The organism is Streptomyces sp. NPDC024017, assembly GCF_040638895.1.
Lineage (GTDB): Bacteria > Actinomycetota > Actinomycetes > Streptomycetales > Streptomycetaceae > Streptomyces.
In genome coordinates this window covers 436152-447584 of record NZ_JBEZYZ010000001.1, presented here as the reverse complement: position 1 = coordinate 447584, position 11433 = coordinate 436152, and the positions used below count along the sequence as shown (strand labels likewise).

Below are 11433 nucleotides of genomic sequence, written 5' to 3'. Positions count from 1 at the left end.
TGCGGGGCGGCTCCGGGGATCAGGGAGAATGGGCGGCATGAGCGTTCGTACCCAGTCATCCGAAGAGCCGGCCGGAGCTGTCCACAGGGCTGGCTTCGCCTGCTTCGTGGGCCGTCCCAACGCGGGCAAGTCCACCCTCACGAATGCTCTGGTCGGCCAGAAGGTGGCGATCACGGCGAACCAGCCGCAGACGACGCGGCACACCGTGCGGGGCATCGTGCACCGCCCGGACGCGCAGCTGATCCTGGTCGACACCCCGGGGCTGCACAAGCCGCGCACGCTGCTGGGCGAGCGGCTCAACGACGTCGTGCGCACGACGTGGGCCGAGGTCGACGTGATCGGCTTCTGTCTGCCGGCGAACGAGAAGCTCGGCCCGGGCGACCGCTTCATCGCGAAGGAACTGGCGTCCATCAAGAAGACGCCGAAGATCGCGATCGTCACCAAGACCGATCTCGTCGACAGCAAGGTGCTCGCCGAGCAGCTGATCGCCATCGACCAGCTCGGCAAGGAGCTGGGCTTCGAGTGGGCCGAGATCGTGCCCGTCTCGGCGGTCGCCGACAAGCAGGTGGGCCTGCTGGCCGACCTGCTCGTCCCGCTCCTCCCGGAGGGTCCCGCCCTCTACCCCGAGGGCGACCTCACCGACGAGCCCGAGCAGGTCATGATCGCCGAGCTGATCCGCGAGGCGGCCCTGGAGGGCGTCCGCGACGAGCTGCCGCACTCCATCGCCGTGGTCGTCGAGGAGATGCTCCCGCGCGAGGACCGCCCCGCCGACAAGCCCCTCCTCGACATCCATGCCTTCGTCTACATCGAGCGCCCCAGCCAGAAGGGCATCATCATCGGCCCCAAGGGCAAGCGCCTGAAGGAGGTCGGCATCAAGTCCCGCAAGCAGATCGAGGCGCTGCTGGGCACACCGGTCTTCCTGGACCTGCACGTCAAGGTGGCGAAGGACTGGCAGCGGGATCCGCGGCAGTTGCGCAAGCTGGGATTCTGAGGTCCCTCACCGCGCTAGGACGCCGTCCCGAGGCTCGCCCACACCGCGTTGCCGCCCGTGAGGGCCGAGCGGGTGATGCCCCAGCTGTCGGCTATCTCCCGTACGAGCAGCAGCCCGCGGCCGCCCTCGTCGTCGAGGCCGGGGTGGCGCTCGGGGATGCCGCGGCCCGTGAGGTCGCCGTCGTGGACCTCCAGCCGGAAGCGCGCGTCCGTCATCAGCTGGACGCCGCACAGGATCCGTTCGCTGAGCGTGTGCAGCACGGCGTTGGTCACCAGCTCGGACACGAGCAGCACGGCGTTCGCGCACACCTCTTCGGGCACCTGCCAGGAGGCCAGCCGCGTGCGCAGGGCGTGACGGGCGGCTCTGACGCCCCGCTGCGGCGGCAGCTCCAGCCAGTCGGTGCGGTCCGGGCGCACCGCGTCCAGGAACCGGTGGGTGGATGTCGTGTGGGGGGACACGGCGATCGCCTTCCGTGGGGGGTGGGCGCAATCAAGGAAGGGGCGAGCGGGCAAGGGACCGGCCGGTGGGGGGAGTTGATGCTTCCGGCACCCTGGTCACACAAGTAACTATGCTCGTAGAGCAGTTCACGCTGCAACCATCTCCCTGATGCGTCACGCCGCTGACCATCCGCCGCCTGGAGAAGGCCGAGGTCGGCCTGAAGATCCTCTACGTCGAGAAGCTGCTGGAGACCTACGGGGCGGGCCGGCAGGAGATCGACGAGTTCGTCGCCCTCGCCGAGCGGGCCAACGAGCCCGGCTGGTGGCACCCCTACCGCGATGTGATGCCGTCCTGGTTCACGGCCTACGTCAGCCTGGAGACCGGCGCCCGGACGCTGCGCACCTATGAGCCGCAGTACGTCATGGGCCTGCTCCAGACTCCCGGGTACGCGCGTGCCGTGCTGCGCGGCGGCTTCCCGAACGACGGCGAGGACGACCTCGACCGGCGCGTGGAGCTGCGGCTGCGCCGGCAGAGCCTGCTCACCAGGCAGGACGCGCCCACGCTGTGGGTGGTGATGGAGGAGGCCGTGCTGCACCGGGTGGTGGGCGGCCCGGAGGTGATGCGGGACCAGATCGACCGGCTGCTGGAGGCGTCCGAGCTGGAGCACGTCAGCGTGGACATCGTGCCGTTCGGCGCGGGCGCCCACGTCGGGGCGTGCGCGCCCTTCACCTACTTCCGGTTCGAGGAGCGGGAGCTGCCCGACATCGTCTACAGCGAGATCCTCTCCGCCTCCGTCTACCTCGACCAGCGCGCGGACGTGGTGGCCCATCTGGAGGCGCACAACCGGCTGTCGCTGAAGACCTCGTCCGCGGACAGCAAGGCGCTGTTGAACCGCATGCGGAAGGAGTACGCATGACCGTGACCGAGGGCGCCGTCTACAACGGGATGCCCGCGTCGGACCTCGGCGAGCAGGGCTGGGAGCGTCCGTGGAGCGGCCCCAACGGGGGCCAGTGCGTGGAGACGAAGCAGCTCGCCGACGGCCGCGTGGCGGTGCGCCAGTCGGCCGATCCCGCCGGTCCCGCGCTGATCTACACGTCCGAGGAGATCACCGCGTTCGTCACGGGGGTCAAGCAGGGCCTCGCCGACCACCTGACGGCCCGCTGAAACCCCACCGCACCGCACTCGCACCACCACCCCCCCACGAGAGGCACCCCCCATGAGCACCTCGCAGGCCGCGCGGGACATCGACACCAGCAGGCCGCACTCCGCCCGCATGTACGACTACTACCTCGGCGGCAAGGACCACTTCGAGGTCGACAAGCTGGCGGCCGAGCGGGTCGCCGAGGCCTACCCCGCCATCTTCGTGTGCGCCCGCGAGAACCGGGCCTTCATGCACCGCGCCACCCGCGTCCTCGCCCGTGAGCACGGCATCCGCCAGTGGCTGGACATCGGCACCGGCATCCCCACCGAGCCCAACCTGCACCAGGTCGCCCAGTCCGTGGTGCCGGACGCCCGGGTGGTCTACGCCGACAACGACCCGCTCGTCCTCAAGTACGCCGAGCGCCTGATGCGCAGCACGTCCGAGGGCCGCACCACGTACATCGAGGCGGACGTCAACGACCCCCAGACGCTGCTGGACGCGCCCGAGCTGGCCGAGATCCTGGACCTGAACCGCCCGGTCGCGCTGTCCCTCAACGCCCTGATGCACTTCGTCACCGACGCCCAGGACCCCTACGGCATCGTGCGCCGCCTGCTCGACGTGCTGCCCTCGGGCAGCGCCCTGGCGCTGAGCCACTGCACGCCCGACTTCGACCCGTCGACGTGGCAGAAGGTCACCGACATCTACACCTCGGCCGGCACCCCGGTGCGGTTCCGCTCGCAGAAGGAGGTCGCGCGCTTCTTCGACGGCCTGGACCTGCTGGAGCCGGGCGTCACCGTGGGCCACCGCTGGCGGCCCGACCCCGCCGAGGGCGACGTCCCGACGGACGCCGAGGTCAGCCTGTGGACCGGGGTGGGCATCAAGCCGTAGGTCCCTGCGCCCTCAGCAGCTCCCGGTACCAGTGGTACGACGCCTTCGGGGTCCGCTCCAGGGTGTCGAAGTCGACGTGGACCAGGCCGAAGCGGCGTGCGTAGCCCTCCGCCCACTCGAAGTTGTCGAGCAGGGACCACACGAAGTAGCCGCGCACGTCGACGCCCGCCTCCACCGCCCGGTGCAGGGCCCGGACATGGCCGTCCAGGTAGGCGATGCGGTCCTGGTCGTCGACGCCCGGGTACGAGCACCCGTTCTCGGTGATGACGACGGGCGGGAGCCGGTCGCCGTAGCGCTCACGGAAGGCGGTGAGGAGTTCGGTGAGGCCCTCGGGGACGACCGGCCAGCCGAAGTCCGTGACCGGGTGGCCCTCGATCTCCCGGACGGAGAAGGGCAGTTCGGCGGGCATGGCGACCCCGCCGAACTCGATCTCCGCGCCCTGCGGGGCACCCACCCTGGTCGGGGCGTAGTAGTTGACCCCGTACCAGTCGAGCGGCTCGGCGATCACCTTCAGGTCCGCCTCGACGTCCCCCGGCATCAGCTCGCCGATGCCGTCCGGGTACCGGCCCAGCAGCAGCGGGTCCGCGAACAGGCGGTTCAGCAGCAGGTCGTAGAACTCGGCCGCCTCCACGTCCGCCGCCTCGGTCGACGCCGCCCAGGTCGGACCGTGCGAGTTGGCGATGCCGATGTCGGTGGCGCCCGAGGCGCGCAGGGCCCGTACGGCCAGGCCGTGGGCGAGCAGCTGGTGGTGGGCGACCGGCAGCGCGTCGAACAGCAGCTTCCTGCCCGGTGCGTGCACGCCCAGGGCGTGGCCCAGCAGGGTGTGCTCGGCGGGCTCGTTCAGGGTGATCCACTTCGTCACGCGGTCGCCGAGGCGGCCTGCGACCAGCGACACGTGCTCGGCGAAGCGCTCGGCCGTGTCCCGCTCCAGCCAGTCCAGGTCCGCGGGCAGGTCCCAGTGGAACAGCGTCGGCACCGGGCGGACACCGGCCGCGCACAGGTCGTCGACCAGCCGGTCGTAGAAGTCCAGGCCCTTCTCCGACCGGACCCGCGGCCAGGAGACCGAGAAGCGGTAGGCGTTCACGCCCAGGCCGGCCAGGAGGGCCACGTCCTCGCGGTGGCGGTGGACGTGGTCACAGGCCACCGCCGCCGTCGAGCCGTCCTTCACCCGCCCCGGCTCCGCCGTGAAGGCGTCCCACACGGACGGCTCGCGCTCGTCCGCGGCGCCCTCGATCTGGTGCGCCGAGGTGGACACCCCCCAGAGGAAGCCGGCCGGGAAGCGGGGGATCGGATTGCCTGCGTCAGTCGCCATGCGCTGGATCATCCGTACCGGCGGTAACGGAAGTCAACGGCCGGGCGGGAAGGAGCTGTCAGGCCCCTTCCTTCAGGACCCGCGAGATCAGCGCCCGCTGCTCCTCCGTCAGCCGGGGATCCGCGCAGTACACGGTCCTCCCGTCCACCGTGAGCTGGTAGCTGAACCCGTCCGGGACCCCGATCGGCGGCGTGCTCCGGCCGTCGGCGACCGCCTGCTCGGCCAAGGCCTGCCACTCGGAGGCATCGGGCCGGCCCGAGGTGTCCACCTCGGCATGCCGCTCGATGCCCGCGAACCCGCCCGTGCGCCTCACCTGAATCCGCATGGCACCTGTCTAGTACGGAACTACGGGGTCCGCACCCCGACCTGCTCCCAGGCCTTCGACACGGCGTCCAGCTCCTCCCCGTCGCCGAAGCGCTCCCGGGCGGCCTCGACGGTGAGCGTGGCGAAGTCGGTGAACATCGCCTGCTGCGTCAGGCGACCGCTCGTGAGGACGTCGTACCAGACCTGTCCGGCCCGCTCCCAGGCGTGGCCGCCGAGGGCCGTGGCCGCGAGGTAGAAGGCGCGGTTCGGGATGCCCGAGTTGATGTGGACACCACCGTTGTCGCGGCCGGTGCGGACGAAGTCGTCCATCGTCGCCGGCTGCGGGTCCTTGCCGAGGACGTCGTCGTCGTACGCCGTGCCCGGCTCCTTCATGGAGCGCAGCGCCGTGCCCGTCACCCGCGGGGCGAGCAGGCCCGCGCCGATCAGCCAGTCGGCCTCGGCCGCGGTCTGGCCGAGCGTGTACTGCTTGATCAGGGCGCCGAAGACGTCCGACAGCGACTCGTTGAGCGCGCCGGGCTGGCCGAAGTAGGTGAGGTTGGCCGTGTACTGCGTGACGCCGTGCGCGAGTTCGTGGCCGATGACGTCGATCGGGATGGTGAAGTCCAGGAAGATCTCGCCGTCCCCGTCGCCGAAGACCATCTGCTCGCCGTTCCAGAAGGCGTTGTTGTAGTCGCGGTCGTAGTGCACCGTCGCGTTCAGCGGGAGGCCGTTCCCGTCGATCGAGTCGCGCTGGTAGGCGTGGAGGAACAGCTCGAACGTGGCGCCGAGGCCCGCGTAGGCGCGGTTGACGGTGGCGTCCTTGCCGGGCTTGTCGCCCTCGCCGCGGACCTTGTGGCCGGGCAGGTCGGTGCCGTGCCGGGCGTCGTGGACGGTGCGCTGCGGCTTGCCGTGGGCGACCGCGGCGACGGCGGTCGCCCCGATGACCGTGGTGAGGCGGCGCTGGGTGCGCTCGAAGGCGTCGCGCTGCAGGGTGCGGCGGGCGGGACCGGCGAGCGCGGGGTCCTCGGCCTGGGCGAGCTTGTCGAGGACATGAGGCGGAACGATGGTGCAGAAGACGGGCTCGAAGCCCCCGTGAGTCGTCATGCCGGGCACCCTTGCACTGCGTGACGAAGCTGTCACTAGTAGCCACCATGATTGGTGAAATACGGGGACAAGCGCCCTCACGCTCCGTGGTGAAGTGGTATAGCGCACTTTTTGTCCCGTATGTGCGCCGGGTCCCGCATACTGATACGACCCCACGCGCCGGGAGAGGCTCGGCTAGCATGCTGCGCATCATGCGTTTCGGGCTGCTTCTCCTTAGCTGCCGCGGCGAGGGCCTGTAGTCGAGGCCGACTCCCTCCCCGCGGAGCTTGGTGCTGCGTCGTCGGCCGTCCTTCCGGACACCCTTTGAGGAGCCCCCGCATCATGGCGAACCGCCAGCAGCCCAGTTCCATGCCGATCCACAAGTACGGCCGCTACGAGCAGGTCGACATCTCGGACCGCACCTGGCCGGAGCAGCGCATCACCACCGCCCCCCGCTGGCTCTCCACCGACCTGCGTGACGGCAACCAGGCCCTGATCGACCCCATGTCGCCGGCCCGCAAGCGCGCCATGTTCGACCTGCTGGTCAAGATGGGCTACAAGGAGATCGAGGTCGGCTTCCCGGCCTCCGGGCAGACCGACTTCGACTTCGTGCGCTCCATCATCGAGGAGCCCGGGGCCATCCCCGACGACGTCACCATCTCCGTACTGACCCAGGCCCGCGAGGACCTGATCGAGCGCACGGTGGAGTCCCTGAAGGGCGCCAAGCGCGCCACGGTCCACCTGTACAACGCCACGGCCCCGGTCTTCCGCCGGGTCGTCTTCCGCGGCTCCAGGGACGACATCAAGCAGATCGCCGTCGACGGCACGCGCCTGGTCATGGAGTACGCCGAGAAGCTGCTGGGCCCCGAGACCGAGTTCGGCTACCAGTACAGCCCCGAGATCTTCACCGACACCGAGCTGGACTTCGCCCTGGAGGTCTGCGAGGCGGTCATGGACGTCTGGCAGCCCGGCCCGGGCCGCGAGATCATCCTGAACCTGCCGGCCACCGTGGAGCGTTCCACGCCGTCCACGCACGCCGACCGCTTCGAGTGGATGGGCCGCAACCTCTCCCGCCGCGAGCACGTCTGCCTGTCGATCCACCCCCACAACGACCGCGGCACCGCCGTCGCCGCCGCCGAGCTGGCCCTGATGGCCGGCGCCGACCGCGTCGAGGGCTGCCTGTTCGGCCAGGGCGAGCGCACCGGCAACGTCGACCTGGTCACCCTGGGCATGAACCTGTTCTCGCAGGGCGTCGACCCGCAGATCGACTTCTCCGACATCGACGAGATCCGTCGTACGTGGGAGTACTGCAACCAGATGGAGGTCCACCCGCGCCACCCGTACGTGGGCGACCTGGTCTACACGTCCTTCTCCGGCTCCCACCAGGACGCCATCAAGAAGGGCTTCGACGCCATGGAGGCCGACGCGGCCGCCAAGGGCGTCACCGTCGACGACATCGAGTGGGCCGTCCCCTACCTGCCGATCGACCCCAAGGACGTCGGCCGCTCCTACGAGGCGGTCATCCGGGTCAACTCGCAGTCCGGCAAGGGCGGTATCGCCTACGTCCTGAAGAACGACCACAAGCTGGAACTGCCCCGCCGGATGCAGATCGAGTTCTCGAAGATCATCCAGGCGAAGACGGACGCCGAGGGCGGCGAGGTCACGCCGAAGGACATCTGGGCGACCTTCGAGGACGAGTACCTGCCCAACCCCGTGAACCCGTGGGGCCGGATCCAGGTCAAGAACAACCAGTCGACGACCGACACCGACGGCGTGGACACGCTGAAGGTGGAGGCCACCGTCGACGGCCAGGACACCGTCCTGACCGGTTCGGGCAACGGTCCGATCTCGGCCTTCTTCGACGCCCTGCAGTCCGTCGGCATCGACGTACGCCTGCTGGACTACCAGGAGCACACGATGAGCGAGGGTGCCTCCGCGCAGGCCGCCTCGTACATCGAATGCGCGATCGACGACAAGATCCTGTGGGGCATCGGAATCGACGCGAACACGACGCGGGCCTCGCTGAAGGCGGTCGTCTCGGCCGTCAACCGCGCGGCTCGCTGACCAGCCGTACGGGTCTGCGGCCACGGGCCGCTCAGGAATGCCGCAGGGGCTCCGTCCGCCGGTCTACGGCGGGTGGAGCCCCGTCGTATACCGGCCATTTGCTGTGGAGGTCACGGAAAGGTCTCCTCCGGGGTGCTGACTCCTCGTCTCTGATGTGGCTAACATCACGCAAGCGCGGCGACGTTGCCGTGGGGCGTGACGGAGGTGCGACGTGCTGCCAGGACGGGGACGAAACGGCCATGCCGCCAGGCTTTCTCGCATCCTGGGCACCCGTACCGCGTGGACGGCCGCCGGTGACGGGGAGTTCTTCTGTCCCGGCTGCGGCGGCGACCGCAACTACCAGCGGCTGACCGGACAGCGCCGCTTCACCCTGCTCGGCCTGCCCGTGCTGCCGCGCGGCGAGACCGGCCCGGTCGTGGAGTGCGCGGCCTGCCGCCGCCACTTCGGCACGGACGTCCTCGACCACCCGACCACCACCCGCTTCTCCGCGATGCTCCGCGACGCTGTGCACACCGTCGCGCTCGCGGTGCTGGCCGCCGGCGGCGCCGGGTCCCGCTCGGCACTGGAGGCCGCCGTGCTCGCCGTGCGCGTGGCCGGCTTCGACGACTGCACCGAGGAGCAGCTGGCCGCCCTCGTCGAGGCGCTGGAGGCGGACACCGGCCGGATCACCGGCGAACCCTGCGGTGCGGGGCTGGCCATAGAGCTGCACGAGGCGCTGGACCCGCTCGCCCCGCACCTCGCCACCGTCGGCCGCGAATCGATCCTGCTGCAGGGTGCCCGCATCGCCTTGGCGGACGGGCCCTACACCCCGGCCGAGCGGGACGTGCTGGCGACGGTGGGGGCGGCGCTCACGATCTGCTCCGACGACGTGACTCGGCTGCTGGCGGCGGCGCGCACACCGTCGTAGGGCACACCCCCGCGCTACTCCCCGGGGAGTAACGCGCGGCCCGGGCCGCCCCCCGCAGTAACCCCCGACTCGACCTCACGCCCGACGAACCGGCCCCCGCCCGGCGGGAGTCTGGAGACCGATCCAGACACCCGACCGGAGGGAGCCGGACACATGGGGGCCGTAAGGACGCGCACCGGGCGGAAGCGGGCCGTGCCCTGGGTGGTGGTCGGGCTGTGGCTCGCCGCGCTCGTGCTGGTCGGGCCGCTCGCGGGCAAGTTCGCCGACATCCAGCAGAACCGCGCGGTCGACTACCTGCCCGACAGCGCCGACTCGACGCAGGTGGCGCGGATCCAGGACGAGTTGCCGGGCGGTGAGTCGACCGACCTGGTGCTCGTCTACCACCGGGACGGTCGTCTGACCGACGCCGACCGGCGCACCGCCGACCGGCAGATCACCGAGGTGAGCGGCGCCTACGACCTTTCCGGGGAGCCCCTGGGCATCCCGTCCAAGGACGGCTCCACCCTGATGTACCCGGTCTCCAGCACCCAGCCGGGCCAGGACGAGGAGGCCCGGGACGCGTTCGTCGACGGGGTGCGGGACATCGCCGACGGCGGCGGCGGGCTCAGCGTCGAGGTCGGCGGGCCCGGTGCGCTGAACACCGACATGAACAAGGTGTTCGGGACCCTCGACGCCACGCTGCTGCTCGCCACGCTCGGCGTCGTCACCGTGCTGCTCATCCTCATCTACCGCAGCCCCTTCCTGTGGCTGGTGCCGCTCGCCGTGGCGGGCGTCGCCGCCGCCGTGTCGATGGCCGCCGGGTACGGGCTGCACGAACTGTTCGACGTCACCGTCACCGGGCAGAGCGGCGGCGTGATGACCGTGCTGGTCCTCGGCGCCGGCACCGACTACGCGCTGCTGATCGTCTCCCGCTACCGCGAGGAACTGCGGCACCACGAGCGGCCGTACGACGCCATGCGCACCGCGCTGCGCGGCTGCGGGCCGGCCGTCCTCGCCTCCTCGGGGACCGTCGCGGCCGGGCTGCTGTGCCTGCTCGCCGCGGACCTCAACAGCAGCAGCGGCATGGGGCCGGTCGGCATGGTCGGGGTGCTCGCCGCGCTGGTCGCCATGACGACCCTGCTGCCGGCGGTTCTGGTGCTGCTGGGGCGGCGGGTCTTCTGGCCGCTGATCCCGGCGTTCGGGAGTGTGCCGAAGGCCCGGCGGTCGCTGTTCGCCGCGATGGGCAGCTCGGCGACGCGGCGCCCCGCCACCGTGCTCGCCGGCGGGGCCGTGCTGCTCGGTGCCCTCGCGCTCGGCACGTTCAACCTGTCCGGCAGCCTGAAGCAGGAGGACTTCTTCACCGAGCGGCCCGAGTCCATCACGGCGATGCAGACGCTGGCACGGGAGTATCCCGAGCGGAGCAGCCGGCCCGTCACGGTCATCGCGCCCGAAGAGCGGGCGGAGGCGGTTGCCGAGCGGGCCCGGACCACCGGGGGCGTCGCCGAGGTGGCGCCCGGACGCAGTGGCTCGGGCTGGACCGAGATCGCCGTCTTCACCACCGCGGCCCCCGAGTCCCCGGCCGAGACCCGCACCATCGAGGCGCTGCGGGCCGGGCTCGATCCCGTGGGCGCGTACGTCGGCGGGCCCAGCGCGCAGCAGATCGACCTGGCCGAGAGCGAGGCGCGGGACCGGAAGGTGATCGTGCCGCTGGTGCTCGGTGCCGTGTTCGTCATCCTGGTCGGACTGTTGCGCAGCCTCGTCGCGCCGCTGCTGTTGCTGGCGGCGGTGGTGGCGGTCTGGGGCGCCGCGCTCGGGATCGGCGGGCTGGTCTTCGAGCCGGTGTTCGGGTTCGCCGGGAACGATCCGGGGCTCGGGCTGCTGTCCTTCGTGTTCCTGGTCGCCCTCGGTGTCGACTACGGCATCTTCCTGATGCACCGGATGCGGGAGGAGTCCGTGCGCGGCGCCGAGCCGGAGGCGGCGGCGCTCACCGCGCTGCGGACGACCGGCGGGGTCATCGCCTCGGCGGGGGTCGTGCTGGCGGCGACCTTCGCGGTGCTGACCACGCTGCCCATGGTGGGGCTGGTCGAGCTCGGGTTCGTGATCGCGGTAGGGGTGCTGCTCGACACGTTCCTGGTGCGGACGTACCTGGTGACCACCGCGAGTGTGCTGCTCAAGCGCCGGGTGTGGTGGCCGGGGAAGCTCTCGCGGGCGCCGGAGCGGACGGTTCCGCCGAAGGAGCAGGAGCCTGTGGCCGCCAACGCCCGCTGACCCACGGCGCCCCTCCTCTCCCGGAGGGGCGCCTTCCTGGCCGAGGATGATGCCGTGCA

10 protein-coding genes and 1 pseudogene are annotated in these 11433 nt (G+C 71.0%); 7 read left to right on the top strand and 4 right to left on the bottom strand.

Features of this window, described 5'->3' with window-relative positions; translation table 11 throughout:
• Positions 1-28: 28 nt before the first annotated feature.
• Positions 29-991, top strand: coding sequence for a GTPase Era (gene era, locus AB0G20_RS02085; RefSeq protein ID WP_361294388.1), 963 nt, complete (start codon positions 29-31; stop codon positions 989-991).
• A 14-nt stretch (positions 992-1005) separates the two neighbouring features.
• Here the strand turns inward: era and AB0G20_RS02080 are convergent, their stop codons facing one another.
• Positions 1006-1449, bottom strand: coding sequence for an ATP-binding protein (locus AB0G20_RS02080; protein WP_361294385.1), 444 nt, complete (start codon positions 1447-1449; stop codon positions 1006-1008).
• A gap of 152 nt (positions 1450-1601) precedes the next feature.
• Here AB0G20_RS02080 and AB0G20_RS02075 point away from each other — a divergent pair.
• The 3 genes and pseudogenes from AB0G20_RS02075 to AB0G20_RS02065 form a co-directional block, all read left to right on the top strand.
• Positions 1602-2345: pseudogene (locus AB0G20_RS02075) on the top strand (DUF5753 domain-containing protein); the annotation flags it as partial.
• Entirely contained in the window at positions 2342-2593 is a 252-nt protein-coding gene (locus AB0G20_RS02070) for a DUF397 domain-containing protein (protein WP_361294383.1), read from the top strand. The pseudogene AB0G20_RS02075 and the gene AB0G20_RS02070, both read left to right, overlap by 4 nt.
• Before the next feature lie 52 nt (positions 2594-2645).
• Positions 2646-3458, top strand: coding sequence for an SAM-dependent methyltransferase (locus tag AB0G20_RS02065; RefSeq protein ID WP_361294380.1), 813 nt, complete (start codon positions 2646-2648; stop codon positions 3456-3458).
• Here the strand turns inward: AB0G20_RS02065 and AB0G20_RS02060 are convergent.
• Genes AB0G20_RS02060 through AB0G20_RS02050 form a run of 3 tightly spaced genes read right to left on the bottom strand, consistent with a single transcriptional unit; the run spans position 3448 to position 6177 of the window.
• On the bottom strand, positions 3448-4770 hold the full coding sequence (locus AB0G20_RS02060) for a GH1 family beta-glucosidase (protein WP_361294377.1): 1323 nt from the start codon (positions 4768-4770) through the stop codon (positions 3448-3450). The two genes, AB0G20_RS02065 and AB0G20_RS02060, sit on opposite strands and share 11 nt — an antisense overlap.
• A 58-nt stretch (positions 4771-4828) precedes the next feature.
• The gene (locus AB0G20_RS02055) at positions 4829-5095 is read right to left on the bottom strand and encodes a protealysin inhibitor emfourin (RefSeq protein WP_361294374.1); all 267 of its coding nucleotides are present in this window, start codon (positions 5093-5095) and stop codon (positions 4829-4831) included.
• 20 nt (positions 5096-5115) lie between these two features.
• Entirely contained in the window at positions 5116-6177 is a 1062-nt protein-coding gene (locus AB0G20_RS02050) for a M4 family metallopeptidase (protein WP_361294371.1), read from the bottom strand.
• A 321-nt stretch (positions 6178-6498) separates the two neighbouring features.
• Between AB0G20_RS02050 and leuA the strand changes: the two genes are divergently transcribed.
• From leuA to AB0G20_RS02035, 3 genes are all read left to right on the top strand, one after another.
• On the top strand, positions 6499-8220 hold the full coding sequence (gene leuA, locus AB0G20_RS02045) for a 2-isopropylmalate synthase (RefSeq protein WP_361294368.1): 1722 nt from the start codon (positions 6499-6501) through the stop codon (positions 8218-8220).
• 211 nt (positions 8221-8431) lie between these two features.
• Positions 8432-9127, top strand: a complete 696-nt coding sequence (locus AB0G20_RS02040; protein ID WP_361294365.1) for a TerB family tellurite resistance protein — start codon at positions 8432-8434, stop codon at positions 9125-9127.
• 153 nt (positions 9128-9280) lie between these two features.
• Positions 9281-11374, top strand: coding sequence for an MMPL family transporter (locus tag AB0G20_RS02035; protein ID WP_361294362.1), 2094 nt, complete (start codon positions 9281-9283; stop codon positions 11372-11374).
• The last annotated feature ends 59 nt before the right edge of the window (positions 11375-11433 follow it).

Bases quoted from the DNA above. Each gene is read 5' to 3' on its own strand.
- era (WP_361294388.1), top strand. From the start codon at position 29: ATGGGCGGCATGAGCGTTCGTACCCAGTCATCCGAAGAGCCGGCCGGA.
- AB0G20_RS02065 (WP_361294380.1), top strand. From the start codon at position 2,646: ATGAGCACCTCGCAGGCCGCGCGGGACATCGACACCAGCAGGCCGCAC.
- leuA (WP_361294368.1), top strand. From the start codon at position 6,499: ATGGCGAACCGCCAGCAGCCCAGTTCCATGCCGATCCACAAGTACGGC.
- AB0G20_RS02060 (WP_361294377.1), bottom strand. From the start codon at position 4,770: ATGGCGACTGACGCAGGCAATCCGATCCCCCGCTTCCCGGCCGGCTTC.
- AB0G20_RS02055 (WP_361294374.1), bottom strand. From the start codon at position 5,095: ATGCGGATTCAGGTGAGGCGCACGGGCGGGTTCGCGGGCATCGAGCGG.
- AB0G20_RS02035 (WP_361294362.1), top strand. From the start codon at position 9,281: ATGGGGGCCGTAAGGACGCGCACCGGGCGGAAGCGGGCCGTGCCCTGG.
- AB0G20_RS02070 (WP_361294383.1), top strand. From the start codon at position 2,342: ATGACCGTGACCGAGGGCGCCGTCTACAACGGGATGCCCGCGTCGGAC.
- AB0G20_RS02050 (WP_361294371.1), bottom strand. From the start codon at position 6,177: ATGACGACTCACGGGGGCTTCGAGCCCGTCTTCTGCACCATCGTTCCG.